Here is a 20292-nt window from a genome sequence, read left to right as displayed (position 1 = left end):
CTTTTCCTCGCCGCCGTGAACGGCGCAGCATCCCGGGCGGATCCCCGATGACCTTGTGCGGCAACGACGAAGGAGATCAGAACGTGCCGACGATCCTCGCCGAGCGGCGATCGTATGTGGCCGGTCGATGGGTGACGGGTGAGACTCCCTTCGCCGTCGAGAATCCGGCCGATGAATCCGTGGTCATCGAATTACCGGCCACACCGATCGCCGAGATCGGACGCGCCGTCACCGAGGCCAGGCGATCCTTCGACAGCGGCGTGTGGGCCCAGGCCACACCGGCCGAGCGCGCACGTGTCCTGCGCATTTTCCTGGACCGGCTCGAGCAGGACCGCGACGCTCTGGTCGCGACGATGGTCGCCGAGGCCGGGCAGCCGCTCGCATTCGCCGAACGATCCCAGTTCCTGTCGGGAATAGCGCTGGCTCGCAACACCATCGAGCTGTACCTCACGATGCCCGAAGAACGGACCAATCCGGTTCCGGTGGACGAGCTGACCCGCGGCCGGGTCGCGCTGAGCATCCGCCGATACGAACCCGTCGGCGTGGTCACCGCGATCACGCCCTACAACGCCGCGTTCATCATGGCGTTGCAGAAGATCGTCCCGGCACTGCTCACCGGCAATTCGGTGATCCTGCGGCCGAGTCCGCTCACACCGATCTCCTCGCTGATCTTCGGCGCTGCCGCCGAGGCGGCCGGACTGCCGCCCGGGGTGTTCAGCGTCGTCGTCGAGGCGGGATCCGCGGGTGCGGAGTTGCTCACGAGTCACCCTGCGGTGGACATGGTTTCGTTCACCGGATCCACGGCCGTCGGAGCCGTGATCGCCGCGCAGGCCGCACCGACGATCAAGCGGGTGGCATTGGAGCTCGGCGGCAAATCGGCCCAGATCTACCTGCCCGACGCGGTGTCCAAGGCAGGCGCCGGGGCTGCCGCGGTGGTCGGCGGGATGGCCGGGCAGGCCTGTGTCGCGGCCACTCGGATGCTGGTGCCACAGGGGGCAAAAAGCCAGGTGATAGAGCAGGTTTCGAAGGTGTACGCCGCACTTCGGGTCGGCGCGCCGACCGATCCGGCGACCGCGCTCGGCCCGGTGATCAGCGCCGCTCAGCGGGAACGCTGTGAGCGCATCATCGCTCAGGCCGTCGAGGCGGGCGCGATCCTCGCCCAGGGCGGCGGACGCCCCACGGAACTCGAGCGTGGCTACTACGTGCAGCCGACCGTGCTCGACGTGCCCGACAACGCCAATCCCGCTGCGCGAGAAGAGATCTTCGGACCGGTGCTATCGGTGATCGGCTACCGCGACGTCGACGACGCGATAGCCATCGCCAACGACAGCCGCTACGGGTTGTCCGGCCAGGTGTACGGGGCCGATCCCGCCGCGGCGACCGCCGTGGCCCGGCGACTGCGCACCGGGGCGGTCAACGTCAACACCGCCCTGTTCAGCGCCTACGCGCCGAGCGGCGGCTACAAGCACAGCGGCCTGGGCCGCGAGCGCGGCCCGGACGGCATCCGGGCCTTCCAGGAAGTCAAACACCTGGTCATCGGCGAATTCCGTTGACCACCAACCCATCCGAAGGAGGAACCATGTCCGAACTGTCCCTCGACTGGTTGATCTCGGTCGACGACCACATCCTCGAGCCCGGCAATCTGTGGGTGGACCGGGTGCCACGCGCGGACCGCGATCGCGCACCGCATCTGGAGGTAGGCGACGACGGCATCGACTGCTGGGTGTACGACGGCAAGCGCTTCCCCAGCTCTGGCCTGAGCGCCGTGGCCGGGAAGTCGAAGGAGGAGTTCAGCCCGAAACCGCTGCCCTACAGCGAGATGCGGCCCGGCTGCTACGACGCGAAGGCTCGCGTCGAGGATATGAACCGCGCGGGAATCCTTGCCTCGCTGTGCTTCCCGACCGTCACCCGGTTCTGCGGCCAACTCTTCTCCGAGGGCAGCGATCGCGACTTCGGCCTGGTCTGCCTGAAGGCATACAACGACTGGATGATCGAGGAATGGTGCGGCGCGGCCCCGGGGCGCTACATCCCGCTGGTGCTGATCCCGCTGTGGGATCCCGAGCTCGCCGCCGCCGAACTCGAGCGTTGCGCCGCCAAGGGCGCGACCACCTTCGCGTTCTCGGAAAATCCCGCGCCCCTGGGACTTCCGACGATCCACGATGCCGGGGGCTACTGGGATCCGGTGATGGCCGCGGCCAACGATCTGGAGATGGTCGTCTCGATGCACGTCGGCTCGTCCTCGACCGTGCCGCAGATCGCCCCCGACGCGCCGTTCCTGGCCAACCTCGCCTGGGGTGCCACCCGCACCTCGGGAGCGATGCTGTCCTGGCTGTTCAGCGGCATGTTCCAGCGCTATCCGAAGCTCAAGATCGCACTGTCCGAGGGCGAGATCGGCTGGATGCCGTACTTCCTCGAACGCGCCGAACAGGTGCTGGACAAGCAGCGGCACTGGGTCGAGAAGGGGATGAAGTGGGGTGATCACGCGGCCAGTCACCACGTCGATCTCGATGCGCTCGACATCCGAAGCACGTTCCGGGAGCACGTCTTCGGCTGTTTCATCGAGGATGTGCACGGGATCGCCAGTATCGATGTGATCGGCGAGGACAACATCATGTGCGAGACCGATTATCCGCATTCGGACTCCACCTGGCCGAACTGCATCCAGACCGTGCGGCGGGTCATCGAGCATCTGCCCGAGCAGACGCAGTACAAGATCCTGCGCGGCAACGCCGAACGGCTGTACCGCTTCACCCCGGCCGAACCTCCGGTTCTCGCCGGAGTCTGAGATGGCGGACTGGACGGTCCGGGTCGACCGATCCGCCTGTTTGGGCTGTGGCGTCTGCCTGGACTACGCACCGCGCAGCTTCGCGCAGGACGAGGACGGGCAGGCCGTGCTGCGCGAGCCGCCGGGCGACGAGTTGGACCGGGTCCGGGAGGCGGTGAGCGCATGTCCCACCGGCGCACTGCAATTGGTGATCGGCAGCGATGCCGAGTGACGAGAGTGAATTCGAATGATGCTCGAAGGTAAGGGCGCGGTCGTCACCGGCGCCGGGTCCGGCGTGGGTGCGGCCTCGGCGGTGCGGTTCGCCGCCGAGGGCGCCCGTGTGCTGTGCGCGGACATCCGGCTCGAAGCGGCCGAGGAGACCGTGCGCCGGATCGAGAAGGACGGTGGCACAGCGGTTCCCATCGCCTGCGATGTCGCGCACGAGGACGAGGTCGAGGCGATGATCGCCGCGGCGGCCGAGCACTTCGGCCGCCTGGACGTGGTGTACAACAACGTGGGCGTGCCGACGCCGCGACTGGGCTCGAAGCTCGAGGACCACACGGCCGAGGATTTCCAGCGATTGTTCGCGATCAATGTGGGCGGGGTGTTCTTCGGCTCCAAACACGCTGTCGCACAGTTCAAACGGCAGGACGGCGGCGGAGTCGTACTCAATACCGGCCCGGTCGCGGGACTGGTGGCCTGGGGCGGTGCGGTGTACGCCGCCACCAAGGGCGCGGTCCATCAGCTGACCAAGGCCGTGGCGATCGAGGGCGCGCCGTTCGGCATCCGCGCCAATGCGATCTGCCCGGCGGGTATGCCGTACACCGGATTCATGGCGGCCGGTGGCCTGTCCGGGGATCCGGACACGGTCGCCCAGCGCACCGCGGCCAACCATCCACTCGGCCGCCCGATCACCGCCGAGGACTGCGCCGAGGCCGCGGTCTTCCTGGCATCCGAACGCGCCGCGAACATCACCGGCGTACTGCTGCCGGTCGACGGCGGATATGTGGCGAGGTGAGATCATGTCCGCAGCAACACGATTGGACCGCGCACGGGTCCGCGAACTGTTCGACCTGCGCGGTTCCTATCTCGTGCAGACCGGCGGCGACTACCAGGACGATCCCTATCCGGTCTGGCATCGGCTCCGCGCACAGGCGCCGGTCCAACCGGGCACGGTGCACGAACTGACCGGCTATCCGGGTCGGGCGGTGTTCCACGGGCTGCCCGAACCGGATCGGGAACATTTCTCCGCATTCGGTTTCGCCGCTTGCGATTCGGCGTACCGCAATCCGGAGGTGTTCGTATCCGCACCTCATCCGGTGGATCCCAATCAGGGTCCGGTCGGCGCGACGAACAGCATGCTCGCGATGAGCGGCGCCCAGCACCGCAGATATCGGGCCCTGGTGCAGCCGTCGTTCACGCCGTCGAATGCGGGCTGGTGGATCCACAACTGGATCGAGCGGACCGTGCACGAGCTCATCGATGGCTTCATCGATGAGGGCCGCGCGGAACTCAACGTGGATTTCTGCGCGGCCATCCCGGTGCTCACCATCACCGGCAGCTTCGGTGTTCCGGTGGATCAGGCGTTGGAGATCCGCGCGGCGTTGCAGCGGCCGGACCGGGTCGTGGAACTGATCCGCCCGCTCGTGGCGGCGCGCCGCGAATCCCCGCGCGACGATCTGCTCAGTGTGCTGGTCCAGGCCGAACTTCCGGGCGAGGACGGCGCGCCCGAACGGCTCACCGATGCCGAGATCCATTCGTTCGCAGTGCTTCTGCTGACCGCCGGATCGGGCACCACCTGGAAGCAGATGGGCATCACCCTGACCGCGCTGTTGCAGCGACCCGAGATACTCGAAGCGGTCAGGGCCGATCGGACGCTGCTGCGCCCGGCCATCGACGAGGCACTGCGCTGGCAGCCGACCGATCCGATGTTTTCCCGATATGTCATGCGTGACATCGACTTTCACGGCGTCCACCTGCCCGAGGGCGCGGTGCTGCACCTGGGCGTGGCCGCGGCCAACCGGGATCCGGCGCGCTGGCCGGATCCGGACGTCTACGACCTCACCCGAAAACCGCGGCCCTCCTTCGCCTTCGGCAGCGGTGCGCATGCCTGCCTCGGCATGCATGTGGCCAAGGCGGAGATGGTGACCGGAATCGGCGCACTGCTGGACCGGCTGCCGAATCTGCGCCTGGATCCCGACGCCCCACCGCCGCGCATCATCGGCCTGTACGAGCGCGGCGCGACCGAAATTCCCGTGCTGTTCGGCTGAGCGCACAACCCTGGAGGCACAGTGCCCGATTCCACCTACCGATCGCCCGACATCACCCTGCGGGGCGCCGAACATGTGGCTCGATACCGGGAAACCGACGGCGACGTCGGCTATTCCTGGAACGGCGTTCCGATCCTGCTGTTGACCACGACCGGACGCAAGACCGGCACCCGCCGGACCTCGGCGCTGATCTACGGCCGGGACGGCGCGGACTATCTCGTGGTCGCCTCGACCGGCGGCGCACCGCGTCATCCGGCCTGGTATCTCAACCTGCGGGCACATCCCGAGGCCGAGATCCAGATCAAGGCCGAGCACCTGCCGGTCCGCGCGCGGACCGCGACCGGCGAGGAACGCGACCGGCTCTGGAACATCGTCACGGCATACTGGCCGAACTACGACGCCTACCAGGAACGCACCCGCCGGGTGATTCCGGTCGTCACGCTCAGCCCCGTCTGAAAGGCAGGTCCGCAGTGGTCACATCGGATTCCTCGGTCACGCGCGACTCCCCGGCATGGGCCGATCGCGCCGCGGCGCGCTCACGCTCGGTGCAACGTTCGCGCATCCGCAGTATCGAGCAGGCGCAGACGATCGTCGCCGCGGCCCGCCGCCTGCTCGAGACCGAGGGCTCCGGTTTCACCACACAGCAGTTGTCCAAGGAGGCCGGCATCGCCCTGCAGACCTTCTACCGGCATTTCGCGAGTAAGGATCAACTGCTGCTGGCCGTCTTCGAGGACTTCCTGATCGAGGCGTCGGCCAGGCTCGCCGAGGCCGCGATGCAATTGCCGGATCCGGTGTCCCGCTTGCGTTTCTACATCTCCTCCGCACTGCATTCACTGGACGGCGCCCAAGGCGCCGCACCGAAATTCGTCACCGCCGAGCACTGGCGGCTGTATCAGTTGTTCCCCACCGAGATGGCGGGGGCCAACCAGTCCTTCGCGGATCTCATCGAGCAGGAACTGCGGAACGCCAACCAGCAGAACCTGCTGCATTCCGCCGACCCCGCCGCCGATGCGTGGCTGGCGACCAAACTCGTCATGTCGGTGTACCACCACTACGCGTTCGCACCCTCCCCCGCCGATACCGGCGATTTCGGCGAACGCCTGTGGTCATTCTGTCTGGCCGCCTTCGGCGGCCATCTCCCCGAGAGGTAATGGTGCCGCGCAATGGAGCAAGCACCCGTATTTTCCACCGGCCGTGATCTCGACGCCGCACTCGACTCCCTGCGCCCCTGGCTGGCCGCGCGACTCGACGCAGCCGAGGTCGAGATCGACCCGCCCAGCTATCCGCAGGGTGCGGGCGCTTCCAACGAAACCCTCCTGATCCGGGCCCGCGCCGATGGCCGCACCGCGGAATTCGCCGTGCGGATCGCCCCCGGTCCGGACCATCAGATGTACTACGAACCCCGGTTCGCGCTGCAGTACGACATCCTGCGCGCACTGTTCGGCAGATTCGATGTCCGGGTGCCCGAACCACTCTGGTTCGAATCCGATCCCACCGTCCTGGGCAGGCCGTTCTATGTGATGCGGCGTATGCGCGGACGGGTTCCGGTGAGCATGCCGGTCTACAACTCCTCGGGCTGGCTGTTCGAGGCCACCCCCGCGCAACGCCGGACGCTGTGGGAGAACTCGATGCAGCAGCTCGGCGCGATCCACCGCGTGCCGATCGCGGAGGTGGCGTTCGTCGACCGGCCCGAGCACGGTGCGTCCGGGGACGAGCAGCAGCTGTCCTATTGGCAGGCGTACGCCGACTGGGCTTTCGGGGAGAAGACTCCGGACGTGACGGTGGCGCTGTTCGACTGGCTGGACGCGCACCGACCCGCGGCTTCGGCACCCGGGTTGTCCTGGGGTGATGCCCGGATCGGGAATATCATGTACGACAACGACTTCCAGGTGCTCGGGGTGATGGACTGGGAACAGGTCTCGCTGGCCGGACCGGTCGCCGATCTGGCCTGGTGGCTGCTGTTCGACGAATCGCTCTCGGCCGGACAGGGCATACCGCGCCTGGAGGGGCTGGGCACGCGCGAGGAGACGATCGCGCTGTGGCGCGAATCCACCGGCCGCACACCGGATGATCTGCACTGGCACGAGGTGTTCGCGCGCTTGAAGGCCGGACTGCTGAGTCTGCACAGCCGCTGCTCGCTGCCACCGATGGCGCGCACCAGCACCCGGCATTTCTCCTATCTGCGCCACGCCTGCGATCTGGCCGGTCTGGTTGTGCCCGAGGGGATTCGATGAACAATCCCGCACCCGACGACGAAGCTGTCGTGCTCTCGCCGCAATGGCTCACCGCCCTGCTGAGCACCGATCATTCCGACGCCGTCGTGACCGGCACCGATGTGGTCCAGCGGCTGGAAACCGTTGCCACGAAGGTGCGTTTCCGGGTCGACTACGCCCAGCCGACCGACGCGCCCACGGCCCTGTGCGCCAAGGGATATTTCAACCCCGCCCTGCGGCGTGCCACCCGTGCGGAGGCCGACTTCTATCGCCTTGTCGCCCACCATCTTCCGGTACGCACCCCGCCGTGCGTACACGCCGCGGTGGATGAGCGGACCGGTCACGCACTGGTACTGATGCGGGACCTCGTCGCCGCCGGAGCTAACTTCCTGGATCCGCGCGTGGGGTACCGGGCCGAGCAGGCCGCGGCCACACTCGATCAGCTCGCGGCCCTGCACGCGGCCACCTGGAACGGGAAACTCCCCGTGCTGGACGGGAATTTCCCGCCTCGCCCGGTATCGCTCGCCAAACACCTGACCGTCGAACAACTGCAAGCACAGCTCGAAGACGGCCGAGCACAGGCGATCTCGACCGAGGTACACAACGCCGACCGGCTCATCGCGGCGATGGGCGCGATCGGCGCACTCGCGCAGGAATCGGCGACCTGCCTGGTGCACGGCGATCTGCACACCGGCAATATCTACCAACTCCCCGACGGCAGTCCGGGCCTGATCGACTGGCAGGTCGTCCAGCACGGCGTCTGGGCCCTGGACGTCGCCTACCATCTGGCGACCGTCCTGGACCCCGACGATCTGGCCCGGCACGAACGCGAACTGGTCGAGCACTACCTCGACCGCCTGGCCGCGCACGGCATCACCCCGCCCGATCGCGACCGGGCCTGGTGGCTGTACCGCGCATTCCTGCCGTACGGCCTGTTCATGTGGGCGATCACCCGCGCGGTCGAACGCCCGATCATCGAACATCTCACCGACCGGCTGGCCCGCGCGGTCGAACGCCATCGCAGTCTGGATCTACTCGACGTCTGAGCGCAGCGCCCGTTCGAATACGAACGGGCGCTGCGTTATTCACCTCGCCGCGTCACTCCCCGCCGGTGGCCGGTTTGCGGCCGTGCCGCATCAGCACCGCGATGACCAGGGCGACGGCGGTCGTGCCGACCATCACCCAGAAACCGTCGGTGTATCCGCGATCGGCGAACACCTGCGGAATCACCTGGCTCGTCGTATGACCCGCGATATCGATGTGCGCGACGACCGGGTTGTTGTTCAGCAGCGCCGTCGTCACCGCCATGGCCGCACCGGTGCCCAAACTGGTTGTCACACCGAGCATTCCGCTGCTGATGCCCTGCTGCTCCGGCGGCACCGCCTCGACGATCAGGGAAGGCAGCGCGGCGTACAGGAAGCCGAAGGCGATGCCGGACAGGATGTACAGCACCAGATAGGTGACCAGGCTGTACTGCGAGACGGCGAATCCGATGGCGGACACGGTCAGCAGCGCGAAGGCGATGATCGCGGGTATCCGCCCGCCGATCCGGCGGATCAGCGCTCCGGCGAACGGCCCGACGATCATCCCCAGCACCCCGGCCCACATACCGATGTGCACCGCGTACTGGACCATGCCGTACCCGTTGCCGTAACTGTAACCGGGGTCCAGGAATACGCGGATCATGTCCCGCGGTATCGGATGTCCCGCGGCCTGCGCGTGCGCCACCGCACCCTCGGCGATCTGCCCGCGCAACGTATCGCTGTTCGGCGTCTGGGTCATGTATCCCAGCGCCAGCGGCTGCACGGCGGTGATCCCCATACCGATGACCGTCATCAACAAAACGACGCTGACCTTGGGATTCAGCAGTAGCCGCATATCCATGATCGGCCGCGACACCCGACGCTCGACGACGACGAAGGACACCAGCAGGAGCAGGCCGACGATCAGCCACAGCAGACTCGTCGCTCGCGTCCAGCCCCAGTTCTGCCCGTTGTCCAGGTACAACAGGGTCAGCAGCGCACCCGCGGACAGCAGCACCGCGCCGAACGGATCGATCCGGTCCCACAGCCGCACAGTGGATTCCGGCACCACGAAGATCACCAGCGGGGTCAGCACGATGGTGAAGATGGCCAGGAACCAGAACATCGACCGCCAGTCGAAATGGTCGACCAGCACTCCGCCGATCAGCGGCGCGGCCACACCGGAGAAGCCGACGCCGGTTCCGATGAAGCCGAGCCCGATCGGAACATACTTGCGGGGCAACAGGTCTCGCACCAGTCCGTAGGAGATGAACTGGGTCGCGATGGCGAATGCGGACAATCCGCGCCCGATCAGGAAAATGGTCCAGTTGCTCGTCGAGGCGCAGATCACGCATCCGGCGAGGAACAGCACCCCGCATACGAGCAGCATCCGCTTCTTACCCCAGATATCGCTCGCCTTGCCGAGAACCGGTGTGGCCGAGGCGCCTACGAGTCCGAGGATGATCACTGCCCAGTTGATGTTGCCGCCGACCGTGGGGAACGTCGTGGTCATCTTCTGCAGCGCCGCGGCGACCATCGTGTACTGCAGCGGGGCGATTTCGGTGTAGAGCACGATCACCAGGAGTATCGCGGCGATGCGGAATTTCGAGGCGTCGTCGAGTCGGCCGGCGCTGTGGGTGACCGCTGCGCCGGTATCGTCCGGCACCGGACTGGTCTGGGTTGTGGACATGGGTGTCTCCCGGAAGGAATGGAACGAACGGCGAAAAGACGCCGGGAATTACGCGGAACGCAGGTTCCGGCGCAGCAGGAATTTCTGGACCTTGCCGCTCGCCGTGCGCGGGAAGTCGGTCACGATGTGGATCTCCTCTGGCCATTTCTGTTTGGCCAGACCGGCGTTCGCGAAATGCGCGCGCAAATCCTCGAGGGTGGGAGCCGGAATATCGGCGGCCGGCCGCAGCACCGCGGCGACGTGCTCGCCCAGGCGGGTATCGGGTGCGGCCACGGCCGCCGCCTCGACCACGCCCGGCATGGTGATCAGTACGTCCTCGACCTCGAGTGCGCTGATGTTCTCCCCGCCGCGAATGATCAGATCGGTGGTGCGGTCGGTGATCGTGATGTAGCCGTCGGCATCGAGCGTGGCGACGTCCCCGCTGTGATACCAGCCCTGCGCGTCGAATCGCGCGGTGGTGAGCGCGTCGTCGGTGTAGCCCACGCACAGATCCGGTCCGCGACTGAGGATTTCGCCGCCCTCGGTCAGGCGCACCTCTACACCGCACGCCGGGCAGCCGTCGGTGTAGATCCGCTTGTCGCGGGAATCGGTGTACTCCGACACCGTCATCGACGGATGTTCGGTACTCCCGTAGGACCGCGCCACCTCGATCCCCAGCGCCGTGAGCCGCTCCACCACCGCGACCGGCACGGGTGCTCCGCCCAGCCCGGCGTACTTGATCAAGGCCAGATGTTCGGGGGTGAAGTTCGGATGATCGATCAGACTCGTCATGTAGTACGGCACGCCGCCGCCGACGGCGATGCCGTGCGTGGTCATCAGCTCGAGCACCTGTTCGGGATTCCAGGTGTCGACCATATCGATCGTGCTGCCCTCCAGCACCGGGACCAGGAATGCGGTCAGCATGCCGATGAAGTGCCCGACCGGTGCGGTGATGAGTTGCGGGGTCAGATCGGCGGGACGTCGCGCGGTCATCTGCCGGGTCTCGAACAGCAGGGTCCGGTGGCTGTGCACCACACCCTTGGGCGCGCTGGTGGTTCCGGAGGTGAAGGCGATCAGCACCGGCGCGGCCGGATCCACCGCGGCCTGCCCCTGCCACGCCTGGTCGGCGAGCAGGGCGTCGAAGTCCGTGCCGGGATCCTTCCCGCCCACGACGCCGACGACGGGCACCTCGGCGTACACCTCGGGATCGTAAGTGCGCGAACCGAATCGGTCGGCGGTGAGGAACACCCGCGGCCGGACCGATTCGAGGATGTGGCCCACTTCCCGATGCCCGTAGATGTGCACGATGGGCACCACCACCGCGCCCAGCAGCGAGGCCGCCCAGAACGCGGCCGCCGCCTCCATCCAGTTCGGCAGTTGGAACGCGACGGCATCTCCGGCGGTGACGCCGCGGGCGCGCAGGCCGCCGGCCAGTCGTCGCGCCACCAGTTCGACGTCGCGAAAAGTGCCCGACCACGGCCGGGCGGTGGAATGGACGCGGAACTCGGTGTCCGGTGCGTCGGCCAATCCGCGAGTGAGCAGATCCGCGATCGTGTCGGCGGTCCACCACCCCTCGCGTTCGTACCGTTCGACCAGATCCGGTGGGACAACACGCATAGTCGAGCTCCAATGCCCTGTACGACAGTCGGCGGCTCGCTCCGCCGCTCCATCGAGGTGATCCGAGATTCGACGCCGGGAATTCGTCCCGGCGGGGCCCGGTTCGAGAACCGGGCTCTAGTCGAGAGTAGAACGCGCTTCTCATTCTCGAGAGCGAATTGGTAGGAAAAAGAGAACTATTGGTTGGATTCGTTGTATCGGAGGCGGCGCACATCTCGCGTGATGTCGATGACCACGGCGTCCGCGGCGGCGTCCGGCCGGATTTCCGAGCCGAAGGAGTCCATCGCCCCGCCGCGGGCACGCGGCCACGAGCTCAGATGCACCAGATCGGCCTCGAATCCGCTGCGCGGGCCGCGGCGATGGAAGGTCTCGACGCCCGGGACGGATTCGAACGATTCCCCGGCGAGCGTCAGCGCGCTGGCCTTGAACGCCCGCGCGGCCGCGGACAGCCGATGTTCGACGCCGCGGACGCGACCCTCGCACCGGCCCCAGAACATGATCTCCTCGCCATGTGCCTCGAGATTGGCCGTCACACCCGAACGCACCCGGGAATCGGAGTCGAATACCGTTGCGGCGACCACGAGTTCGTGCGGCCAGATCTGCACGGCGTCCGGCGGTGAACCGAGCGCGTCCTCCGTGTTCACCACGATGGCCCCGAGGATCTGCAACGGCGCCCGATCCGCCAGATCCGGCACCACGACGGTGACCTCCCAACCCGCCATGACCCGATCGAAGACCCAGCCGCCCACCGAGCGCACGGCGTCGACGACGTTCGGGGCGATGATCGCCACCCGGTACCGCAACCGATGCCTGCAGGCGTGCGCGCGCGCATCGGCGACCGAGCGAATCGCGCCCACACCCGGATCGACGGTATCGAGGGATCGAACAACCATATGAATTCCCGTCCGGTTGATGAGTGCATGTCACCGCCTCGACGGTCGGCGTTACGCCCCGACCGAGCCGGGCTGGGGGAAGCCGGCGGTGGGCCGCACCGCATTCCTCCTCGACCAAACCTACTAACTCTCAAGTAGGTTGGTCACCACGATAGATCGCCCACCGTTGGTGTGACAAGGCTCTCAACCAAGATCTTTCGGTACCGATTCGTGATGGCCCGATGCCGCGCACGCATGGATGAAGAGCGGATCGGAGACGGCAGGCGACATCACATTCTCCGGTACAGTGCAACAATGTTCTGCACAAGTGACAAGGAACAGGTTCATCCGTGACAAGCCCCATCGAAGAACCGGGCTGGAAGCAACGCGCGGTCGAGCGGTCGCTGCGCACCGCCAAGATGCGAGCCGAGCAGCGGGTGCAGCGCTTCCTCGACGCCGCGCAGGCACTGATCACCGAGAAGGGCACCACCGACTTCACCGTCCAGGAGGTCGTGGACCGCTCCCGGCAATCCCTGCGCAGCTTCTACCTGCAGTTCGACAGCAAACATGAACTGCTGCTGGCATTGTTCGAGGACTCCCTGGTCCGCACCGCCGACCAACTGCGCGTCGCGGCCACCAACGCATCCGATCCCGTGCAGCGCCTGCGGATCGTCATCGAGCTGCTGTTCGAGCTGTGCCGCCCGGACCCGACCGCGCGACGGCCGCTGTTCACCGATTTCGCACCGCAGCTGCTGGTGACCCATCCCGCCCAGGTGAAACTCGCGCACGCCCCGGTGCTCATGCTGTTCACCGAATTGCTGGAGGAGGCCGAACAGGCCGGGCACCTGCGCAAGGGCGTCATTCCCCGGCGCATGGCCGCGATGGTCATGCAGACCGTCATGTTCAGCGCGCAATCCGCCGAGGATCCCGAGAACGAAACCCAGTATCCGGTGACCGGCGAGGAAGTCTGGGACTTCTGCGCCCGCGGTTTCACGAAGAAGTGACTGCGCTGCGGCCGGAAAAGAACCGGCCGCACCGAGTTTCGAATTGCCGGGCTCAGCCGAGTATGGACGCCAAGGTTTTTCGTTCCAGGAATTCCTCCAGACCCGCCACGCCCATCTCGCGGCCGATGCCGGACTGTTTGTATCCGCCGAAGGGCGCGTCGGGGAAGAAGTAGTTGCCGCCGTTGATGCTGAACGTGCCGGTGCGAACCCGGCGGGCCACCGCGAGTGCACGATCGTGGTCGGCGCTGAACACCGCGCCGGACAGGCCGTAGGCGGAGTTGTTCGCGATGCGGACCGCGTCGTCGTCGCCGTCGTGCGCGATCACCGCCAGCACCGGGCCGAACACCTCCTCCTGGGCGATCTCGCTGTTCGGATCGACGCCCGCGAGCAGTGTGGGCGTGTAGAAGTATCCCGGCCCGACCTTCTCACCGCCGGTCACCAAGTTCGCACCCTCGGCCACGGCGCGCTGGACCAGACCGTCGACCTTCTCGCGCTGCGCCGCGCTGATCAACGGGCCCATATAGGTTTTGCGGTCGTTCGGGTCGCCGAAGCGCACCCGCGCCATATTGGCCGCGACGAGCTCGACGACGGCATCGTGATCCGCGCGCGGCACCAGCAGGCGCGTGGTGAGCGCGCATGCCTGCCCGGCATTGAGCGTCGCGGCGAACGCCGCGTACTGCCCGACGCCCTTGTAGTCGGCGTCGTCGAGTGCGATCGCGGCCGATTTACCGCCCAGCTCCAGGAATACCCGTTTGAGCCCGTTTCCGGCCGCGGACATGATCGACCGGCCCACCGAGGTCGACCCGGTGAAGGTGATCAGGTCCACCTCGGGATGGATGGTCAACGCCTCGCCGACCGAAACCTCCTGGGAGGAAAGGATATTCACGACACCGGGCGGGATGTCGGTGTATTTCTCGATGATCTCGCCCAGAGCAAGGGTCACCAACGGGGTGGCCGGGGCGGCCTTGAGCACCACCGTGCATCCGGCCGCCAGCGCGGGCGCCAGTTTCGCCAGCGCGAGCTGATTCGGGTAGTTGTAGGCGACGATCGCCGACACCACGCCCGCGGCCTCCTTCTCCACCCAACGCCGGTGCTGCCGGCCGAGATACTCGACCGGGCCCAGATCCTCGGTGAAGGAGTACGTCTTCAGCAGATCGGCGTAGTACCGCACGATCTTGATCGGATCCTCCAATTGCGCTGCGCGCGTGAGGGACAGCGTCGCACCGACCTCGGCGATGGTGAGCGCGCGCAGTTCCTCGACGTGGTCGGTCAACGCCTGATGCAGTTGTTCCAGGCACCGGATGCGCAGACCGACATCGGTCGCCCAGACTCCGTTGTCGAATGCCTCGCGCGCCGCGGCGATCGCCAGGTGGGCGTCGTTCACCGTCGCATCGGGGGCATGGCCCACCAGGGCCTCGGTGGCCGGGTTGTACGACGGATAGGTCCGCTCCGCGTCGACGAGCCGTCCGCCGATCAACAGTTGCCGGTCGGCCTTCGACTCGTCCGCGGCGACAGATGCCGCTGATCGGTCCGTGGTCATGATCGTCTCCAAAGATGTTCGTACTCAGGTATTTCGGCCACCGTTGACGCCCAGCACCTGCCCGGTGATGTATCCGGCGTCCTCCGAGACCAGGAATGCGCAGGCCGCCGCGATGTCCTCCGGTCTGCCCGCGCGGCGCACCGGCGTGAGTTCGGCGTGGTGATCCACCGTGCCGCCGAGCAGCCCGTGACTCTCCGAATTGCGCAGCATGGGGGTGTCCACGAAACCGGGCGGAATCGTGTTCACCGTGATTCCCGACGGACCCAGTTCCAGCGCAAGGGATTTCGTGAACCCGATGACACCGGCCTTGGCCGCGACGTAGTGACTCATGAACTGCTGGCCGGAATGGGCGCTGGAGGAGGAGATGTTGATGATCCGTCCCCACCCGGCGGCCAGCATGTCCGGCACGGCCGCCTGGCAGCAGTAGAACGTGCCGTCCAGATTGACCGCCAGGGTCCGCCGCCAGACCTCGTCGGTGATGTGCAGGAACTTCTTGAACCCGGTCAGCCCCGCGTTGTTCACCAGGACCAGGACCGGCCCGAGTTCCGCGCGCACCCGCTCGATCGCGGCGTCGACCTGACTGCGCGAGGAGATGTCGACCTCGCCGAAGGCCGTCGCCGAATATCCCGCCGCGCGGATCTCCTCGGCGACCGTCTTCGCGGCCGTACCGTTCAGATCCAGGATCGCGACCTGAAACCCGTTCGCCGCCAATTGATGTGAGATGGCTCGGCCGATTCCGGAACCACCGCCGGTCACTACCGCAACCCGCCCGGCCTGCTCACTCATGCCGCAACCTCGCAGACATTCCGCTCGGGCACGAGCCTGAACCGACCACGTCGGCTGTCCGTTCACTCATGCGACCGCCTCCTCGCCCGCCAGCGATGCACGGTGCATCAGACGAGTCGACGTGGGCCCGTACGGGAGTGCGCGATGCAGCATGCCGGTGTTGTCCCAGACGACCAGATCGCCGACCTGCCAGGTGTGCCGGACCACGTACTGCGGCTGAGTCGACCATTCCAGCAAGCGGTCCAACAGTTTTCGTCCCTCAGCGGGTGAGCGGCCCACGACCGTGTCGGCGGTGGACCCCAGCAGCATGGATCTGCGGCCGTTGCGATGGGTCCACACCAGCGGATGTTCGCGCGAGGGGTTGCGATCCCACGCCGCACGCTCCTGTTCGGACGGATTCGGCTCGACCAGCAGCTGCGACGCGGCGAAACTGTGCACCACCCGCAGACCGTCGAGTTCACGCTTCTCGTCCTCGGGCAAACCCTCATACGCAGCATAGGTATTCGCGAATTCGGTGTCGCCGTCGCCGTCGCCGGAGATCTCCCGCGCGGTCAGCAATGTCGCCCGGCTCGGCACCGCATCGGTGGATCCATCGATGTGCCAGTGGAAGGTGCCCTCCCGGTACGCGGCGAGTTTGCTCTTCGACGCATCACGCGTGATCTTCTGTATCTCACGGTATTTCGGATGACTCCCCATCGGCAGCGGCACCACCTCCCCGAGCAGCCGCGCGAACGCGACCAACTGGTCGTCGGTCGCGTGTGCCTCCCGGAATACCACGACGCCACGGCGTTCCAGGGCATCCAGTGTCTGCGCGGCGATCTTCTCGTCGAGCAGTTCACCGCCCGGCACGCCGGTGAACTCCACGCCGGTGGTGGGCGTGAGTTCCGAAACGTTGTGTCCCATGACCGGCCTCACACCGCGGGTTCGGAAACGGTGTCGAAGAACGAAGCGCCGGAATCGGGGATACGCGGCTGCTTGAACACGTTCACCGGATAGGAGACCATCACCAGCGAATACATCAGCCACAGCAGCCGGGTCTCGGCCTCGGGCAACTCGTTCAGATCGAACGTGTTCAGGTGCTCGATGGCCGCCTCGGCGTGTGGGGCGATGGCGTCGTAGAACGCGTCGAGTTGTTCGATGGTGCTCGCGAGCCGGGTGTCGTACCGCTCCTGCCGGGTGGGCTTGGCCCACTCGCCGACATAGGGCTCGAGGTCGCGGAATGCTTCGGGGAGAACCGCGGTCGTCATCGGATGCTCCTCCTTATTTCTGGTCGAGGGCCTGGTGGGCGGTCACCGCGTCCCGGATGACCTTGTGGAAGTTGCGGATCATCAATTCCTGATCCGAGAGATGGAATTGCCGGTTGGCGCCGGTCGCCAGCGCCGAATGCGTGGCCTCGACGGTGTTCGAGTCCTGCATCGCGAATTCGATGGTGGTCTGCGCGGTCATCTCCTGCGCCAGCCGTTCGGCGGCGTTGCGCGGCGGCGCGAAATAGATGTCGAGCTCGTAGGTGTGCGAGTCGACCGCTTCGGGCCAGTACTGGTAGGTGATGTAGAAATTGCGGGCCCAGATCTGCACCGAGAAGTTCGGGAACAACCAGTAGGCGTCGTTACCCCAGGACTTGATCCGGCCGGGGTTCAGCACGTCCGGCAGGGCCCCGAGGTCGGCGACGTCGTCGGGGCCGAACAGCCCGGCCCGCAACAGCTTGTAGATCCAGCGCTGATCCCGCTTCGCCGGGCCGAGCTCGCCGGGGGCGCGCGGCGGCAGCTGCGGCGGGCCGGGCACCGAGTTCAGCATGTGCGAGGTGAACAGGTCGTAGTAGTACGCGTCCGGCGGCGGCACCAGTTTCTCCGCCTTCGACACGTCCGGATTGATGAACCGGCCGTGCACGTACGGCGGGTGGTACCACTCCAGAATCGTGTCGATCGACAACTTCCAGTTGCCCTTGACCCGGGTCTTGTAGGCGTAACGCTCGGTCAACTGCTCGAACGGGTAGCTCTCCACCTCGGTGAACTTCGGGCCGAGGAAGGTGCGCAGCGGCTGGGCGTGCGGATCGAAATTCACGAAGATGAATCCGGCCCAGGTGTCGCAGTGCAACTCCGGCATGCCCAGGGCGCCCTTGTCCAGGTCGAAGAACTGGTCCTCGTTGGTGACGTGCGCGACCTTGCCGTCCAGGCCGTAGCGCCAGCCGTGGTATTTGCAGGTGAACACGCGACACGAGCCCGCGGTCTCCTCGGCCGGATGTTCCTGCCACACCACCTTGTTACCGCGGTGCGCGCACACGTTGTGCAGCGCCTTGACGGTGCCGTCGGCCTGCCGCACGATCACGATCGAGCCGAGACCGGGCAGTTCCCGGGTGAAGTAACTGCCGGTGCGTGGAAGTTGTTCCATCCGGCCGACTTTCAGCCAAGACCGCTTGAACACCGCCTCCCGTTCGGCCCGGAAGAACTCCTCGGACACCGCGTCGTCGTAATCGACCGGGCCGGTGCCCAGCTCCGGATACTCGGGCGTGAACTTGCCACGTCCGGTGGTGAGTTTTTCCTGAATTGCCATGACACAACCTTTCTGACTTGTCGTGGTTCGGAAACAGCGTCCAGATGACACCCGCGTCGCGCAGGTGGGCGATCTCCTCGGCGGTGCGGTGCAGCAGCGCCCCGAGAACCTCGGAATCTATTGCGTATCAGGCTGATCGGGGGTGGACCAGGGCTTGTCGTCCCAGGCCCGATCCAGCGCCTCCATCCGGCCGCCGGCCGGGAAGAAACCGCGCTGGGCGTAGGTCTCGAAACCGATGCCCTGCCCCATCTGGTCCAGGAAGGCGCGCTTGAGCTCGTGGGTGAACAGCTGGCGGGTGTAGCGCAACGTCAGCGGCGGGCGTTTCACCAGCTCGCGGGCCAATTCCCAGGCCCGGTCCAGCAGTTGGTCCTTGGGATGCACCTCGGCGACCGCACCCCAGTCCAGCGCCTCGCGCGCCGCGAGCTTCTTGCCCGTCAGCAGCAGATAGCGGCCGCGATTGTGGCCGACCAGGAAGTTCCAGATCACATGCTGCCCGTCACCGGGGACCTGGCCGCGCGGGAAGTGCGAAACATCCTGGAACCAGGCGTCTTCCGAGGCGAGCACGATATCGCCCATCAGCGGTACCTCGGAATGGATGTTGCACGGGCCGTTCACCGCGCTGATCATCGGCACGTCCACGTTCAGCACGTTGAACATGAGATTGCGGTTGTACCAGGCCTTCTCGTCCAGTTTCCACAGCCCGCGATCACCGGGCATGGCCTGATAGATCGGCGGATCGATGGGTGAGCCGTCGGGCATGAATCCCCAGTCGGCGTTGTAGTTCTCGCCGGTGCCGGTGTGGATGAGCACCTTGATCTCACGATCGCCCGCGACATCGGCGAAGGCGTCGGCCATATCGTCGTGGGCCTTCCAGTCCCACACCAGCGAGCCGCCCTCGGTGTGGCACTGCATCAGCAGAATGCCGTCCTCGCTGAGCTCGAAACGATAGTTCCGGTAGCGATCCTTGTATTCGCTGTAGCGCGAACGCTTGACCATGTCGATCCTTCCCGAAGTTTCTCTCGCTATTTGCCGTTCAGCGCCGCGACGACGGGCGCGAACGCCTCGAATTCGCCCTGCTGCACGCTGATGTAGTTGGCGCCGAAGATCTCTCGCCGTTCGAGCAACAGCTCGACGATCCGATCGACCGTGCCGACCAGAACGTTCGGGTGATCACCGAGACCGCCCGCGGGGATGCGCAACATCCCCGCGATCCGGTCGAGCGCCGCAGCCGGATCGTCGGTGACCGCGGTGAAGAACGGGGAACTCTCGATATCCAGGCTCGCGAACCGGTCACCGGCGCCCGCGCGCACGAATCCCAATCGCCGCACCGCTTCCTGCCGCGGCGTGCGCCCCGCGGCGTCGACCGGGTCGAACGGGACGTTGTTGATGCTGACGATGTCCGCCTCGCGCCCGGCCAGGGACAACACCCGTTTGCGGCCGCCGCCGATCATGATCGGCGGATGCGGTTTCTGCACGGGCAGTGGCAAACCCGCGTAGTCGTGCGCGGTGACGTACTCGCCCGCGAAGTCCAGCGGTTCCCCCGCGCAGTGCGCCTTGAACAACGCGACGAACTCTTCGAGTTTCGAGATCCGTTGCGGGCCCGGGGCGAACGGGACGCCCATGGCCCGGTACTCCGGCTCGCTCCAGCCGCCGCCGATGCCGAATTCCAGTCTGCCGTCGGACAACAGGTCCAGCGTGGTCGCTTCCTTCATGAGCACGCCGGGGACGTGGTAGTCCGCGCAGAACACCCGGCACCCGATCCGAAGCGAGCTGGTCACCGCGGCGGCGACGGACATCGCCGCGATCGGAGCCAGATGTTGCGGAGGCCATTTGGCCGCCTTCGCCGCAGGGCCCTTGCCCAGATAGTGATCGGCCAGGAACAGGGTGGAATATCCGGCGGCCTCGACACGCGTGGCGGTGTCCCGCCATTGCGCCGCCGTCGTCGCCCGGGTGGCCTGCACCGCGAAGCGGAAAGGTCTGCTCAT

General features: G+C 66.5%; 20 protein-coding genes. 10 read left to right on the top strand and 10 right to left on the bottom strand.

Going from position 1 to position 20292, the window contains the following annotated elements:
- Window positions 1-47 precede the first annotated feature (47 nt).
- From ON40_RS47355 to ON40_RS47315, 9 genes are read left to right on the top strand one after another with little or no spacing between them, the layout of a single operon-like run.
- The gene (locus ON40_RS47355) at window positions 48-1553 is read left to right on the top strand and encodes an aldehyde dehydrogenase family protein (RefSeq protein WP_051194647.1); all 1506 of its coding nucleotides are present in this window, start codon (window positions 48-50) and stop codon (window positions 1551-1553) included.
- 26 nt (window positions 1554-1579) lie between these two features.
- Complete coding sequence (locus ON40_RS47350; protein WP_040832589.1) at window positions 1580-2785, top strand: amidohydrolase family protein; 1206 nt, start codon at window positions 1580-1582, stop codon at window positions 2783-2785.
- A gap of 1 nt (window position 2786) precedes the next feature.
- Complete coding sequence (locus ON40_RS47345) at window positions 2787-2996, top strand: ferredoxin (RefSeq protein ID WP_040832587.1); 210 nt, start codon at window positions 2787-2789, stop codon at window positions 2994-2996.
- A gap of 15 nt (window positions 2997-3011) precedes the next feature.
- Window positions 3012-3782: an SDR family NAD(P)-dependent oxidoreductase gene (locus ON40_RS47340; RefSeq protein WP_040832585.1), complete on the top strand. Its 771-nt coding sequence runs from the start codon at window positions 3012-3014 to the stop codon at window positions 3780-3782.
- Between the two features lie 4 nt (window positions 3783-3786).
- On the top strand, window positions 3787-5034 hold the full coding sequence (locus ON40_RS47335; RefSeq protein ID WP_040832697.1) for a cytochrome P450: 1248 nt from the start codon (window positions 3787-3789) through the stop codon (window positions 5032-5034).
- A gap of 21 nt (window positions 5035-5055) precedes the next feature.
- On the top strand, window positions 5056-5490 hold the full coding sequence (locus ON40_RS47330; RefSeq protein WP_040832583.1) for a nitroreductase family deazaflavin-dependent oxidoreductase: 435 nt from the start codon (window positions 5056-5058) through the stop codon (window positions 5488-5490).
- A 14-nt stretch (window positions 5491-5504) separates the two neighbouring features.
- The gene (locus ON40_RS47325) at window positions 5505-6185 is read left to right on the top strand and encodes a TetR/AcrR family transcriptional regulator (protein ID WP_040832581.1); all 681 of its coding nucleotides are present in this window, start codon (window positions 5505-5507) and stop codon (window positions 6183-6185) included.
- A gap of 12 nt (window positions 6186-6197) precedes the next feature.
- On the top strand, window positions 6198-7268 hold the full coding sequence (locus ON40_RS47320; protein ID WP_040832579.1) for a phosphotransferase family protein: 1071 nt from the start codon (window positions 6198-6200) through the stop codon (window positions 7266-7268).
- Window positions 7265-8293, top strand: a complete 1029-nt coding sequence (locus ON40_RS47315; protein WP_040832577.1) for a phosphotransferase — start codon at window positions 7265-7267, stop codon at window positions 8291-8293. Before ON40_RS47320 ends, ON40_RS47315 begins: the two co-directional genes overlap by 4 nt.
- A gap of 52 nt (window positions 8294-8345) precedes the next feature.
- On the opposite strand, the gene ON40_RS47310 is transcribed toward ON40_RS47315, so the two are convergent.
- The 3 genes from ON40_RS47310 to ON40_RS53815 all read right to left on the bottom strand — a co-directional run bounded on the left by ON40_RS47310 (window position 8346) and on the right by ON40_RS53815 (window position 12448).
- On the bottom strand, window positions 8346-9959 hold the full coding sequence (locus ON40_RS47310) for an MFS transporter (RefSeq protein WP_040832575.1): 1614 nt from the start codon (window positions 9957-9959) through the stop codon (window positions 8346-8348).
- 48 nt (window positions 9960-10007) lie between these two features.
- The gene (locus ON40_RS47305; protein ID WP_040832573.1) at window positions 10008-11555 is read right to left on the bottom strand and encodes an AMP-binding protein; all 1548 of its coding nucleotides are present in this window, start codon (window positions 11553-11555) and stop codon (window positions 10008-10010) included.
- Window positions 11556-11731: 176 nt separating this feature from the next.
- Window positions 11732-12448, bottom strand: coding sequence for a hypothetical protein (locus tag ON40_RS53815; protein ID WP_051194646.1), 717 nt, complete (start codon window positions 12446-12448; stop codon window positions 11732-11734).
- A 329-nt stretch (window positions 12449-12777) separates the two neighbouring features.
- Between ON40_RS53815 and ON40_RS47295 the strand changes: the two genes are divergently transcribed.
- The gene (locus tag ON40_RS47295) at window positions 12778-13431 is read left to right on the top strand and encodes a TetR/AcrR family transcriptional regulator (protein ID WP_040832572.1); all 654 of its coding nucleotides are present in this window, start codon (window positions 12778-12780) and stop codon (window positions 13429-13431) included.
- A gap of 52 nt (window positions 13432-13483) precedes the next feature.
- Here ON40_RS47295 and ON40_RS47290 read toward each other — a convergent pair whose 3' ends face one another.
- The 7 genes from ON40_RS47290 to ON40_RS47260 form a co-directional block, all read right to left on the bottom strand.
- Entirely contained in the window at window positions 13484-14971 is a 1488-nt protein-coding gene (locus ON40_RS47290; RefSeq protein ID WP_040832569.1) for an aldehyde dehydrogenase family protein, read from the bottom strand.
- Window positions 14972-14995: 24 nt separating this feature from the next.
- Window positions 14996-15757: an SDR family NAD(P)-dependent oxidoreductase gene (locus tag ON40_RS47285; protein ID WP_040832567.1), complete on the bottom strand. Its 762-nt coding sequence runs from the start codon at window positions 15755-15757 to the stop codon at window positions 14996-14998.
- A 66-nt stretch (window positions 15758-15823) separates the two neighbouring features.
- Complete coding sequence (locus tag ON40_RS47280) at window positions 15824-16660, bottom strand: TauD/TfdA dioxygenase family protein (protein ID WP_040832566.1); 837 nt, start codon at window positions 16658-16660, stop codon at window positions 15824-15826.
- An 8-nt stretch (window positions 16661-16668) separates the two neighbouring features.
- Window positions 16669-17004, bottom strand: coding sequence for a hypothetical protein (locus ON40_RS47275; protein ID WP_040832565.1), 336 nt, complete (start codon window positions 17002-17004; stop codon window positions 16669-16671).
- 13 nt (window positions 17005-17017) lie between these two features.
- On the bottom strand, window positions 17018-18307 hold the full coding sequence (locus tag ON40_RS47270; protein WP_040832564.1) for an aromatic ring-hydroxylating oxygenase subunit alpha: 1290 nt from the start codon (window positions 18305-18307) through the stop codon (window positions 17018-17020).
- 117 nt (window positions 18308-18424) lie between these two features.
- Window positions 18425-19303 (bottom strand): enoyl-CoA hydratase/isomerase family protein, encoded by an 879-nt coding sequence (locus ON40_RS47265; protein ID WP_040832563.1) that lies wholly within the window; start codon window positions 19301-19303, stop codon window positions 18425-18427.
- Window positions 19304-19329: 26 nt separating this feature from the next.
- Window positions 19330-20292, bottom strand: coding sequence for a TIGR03621 family F420-dependent LLM class oxidoreductase (locus tag ON40_RS47260; protein WP_040832695.1), 963 nt, complete (start codon window positions 20290-20292; stop codon window positions 19330-19332).

This window comes from Nocardia jiangxiensis NBRC 101359, assembly GCF_000308615.1.
Classification (GTDB): domain Bacteria; phylum Actinomycetota; class Actinomycetes; order Mycobacteriales; family Mycobacteriaceae; genus Nocardia; species Nocardia jiangxiensis.
Note: the sequence above shows the minus strand (reverse complement) of the source record. Positions and strands in the feature narration are given on the sequence as shown.

Bases quoted from the DNA above. Each gene is read 5' to 3' on its own strand.
- ON40_RS47315 (WP_040832577.1), top strand. From the start codon at position 7,265: ATGAACAATCCCGCACCCGACGACGAAGCTGTCGTGCTCTCGCCGCAA.
- ON40_RS47290 (WP_040832569.1), bottom strand. From the start codon at position 14,971: ATGACCACGGACCGATCAGCGGCATCTGTCGCCGCGGACGAGTCGAAG.
- ON40_RS47320 (WP_040832579.1), top strand. From the start codon at position 6,198: ATGGAGCAAGCACCCGTATTTTCCACCGGCCGTGATCTCGACGCCGCA.
- ON40_RS47335 (WP_040832697.1), top strand. From the start codon at position 3,787: ATGTCCGCAGCAACACGATTGGACCGCGCACGGGTCCGCGAACTGTTC.
- ON40_RS47355 (WP_051194647.1), top strand. From the start codon at position 48: ATGACCTTGTGCGGCAACGACGAAGGAGATCAGAACGTGCCGACGATC.
- ON40_RS47270 (WP_040832564.1), bottom strand. From the start codon at position 18,307: ATGGCAATTCAGGAAAAACTCACCACCGGACGTGGCAAGTTCACGCCC.
- ON40_RS53815 (WP_051194646.1), bottom strand. From the start codon at position 12,448: ATGGTTGTTCGATCCCTCGATACCGTCGATCCGGGTGTGGGCGCGATT.
- ON40_RS47275 (WP_040832565.1), bottom strand. From the start codon at position 17,004: ATGACGACCGCGGTTCTCCCCGAAGCATTCCGCGACCTCGAGCCCTAT.
- ON40_RS47310 (WP_040832575.1), bottom strand. From the start codon at position 9,959: ATGTCCACAACCCAGACCAGTCCGGTGCCGGACGATACCGGCGCAGCG.
- ON40_RS47265 (WP_040832563.1), bottom strand. From the start codon at position 19,303: ATGGTCAAGCGTTCGCGCTACAGCGAATACAAGGATCGCTACCGGAAC.
- ON40_RS47260 (WP_040832695.1), bottom strand. From the start codon at position 20,292: ATGAGCAGACCTTTCCGCTTCGCGGTGCAGGCCACCCGGGCGACGACG.
- ON40_RS47280 (WP_040832566.1), bottom strand. From the start codon at position 16,660: ATGGGACACAACGTTTCGGAACTCACGCCCACCACCGGCGTGGAGTTC.
- ON40_RS47305 (WP_040832573.1), bottom strand. From the start codon at position 11,555: ATGCGTGTTGTCCCACCGGATCTGGTCGAACGGTACGAACGCGAGGGG.
- ON40_RS47285 (WP_040832567.1), bottom strand. From the start codon at position 15,757: ATGAGTGAGCAGGCCGGGCGGGTTGCGGTAGTGACCGGCGGTGGTTCC.
- ON40_RS47345 (WP_040832587.1), top strand. From the start codon at position 2,787: ATGGCGGACTGGACGGTCCGGGTCGACCGATCCGCCTGTTTGGGCTGT.
- ON40_RS47350 (WP_040832589.1), top strand. From the start codon at position 1,580: ATGTCCGAACTGTCCCTCGACTGGTTGATCTCGGTCGACGACCACATC.
- ON40_RS47340 (WP_040832585.1), top strand. From the start codon at position 3,012: ATGATGCTCGAAGGTAAGGGCGCGGTCGTCACCGGCGCCGGGTCCGGC.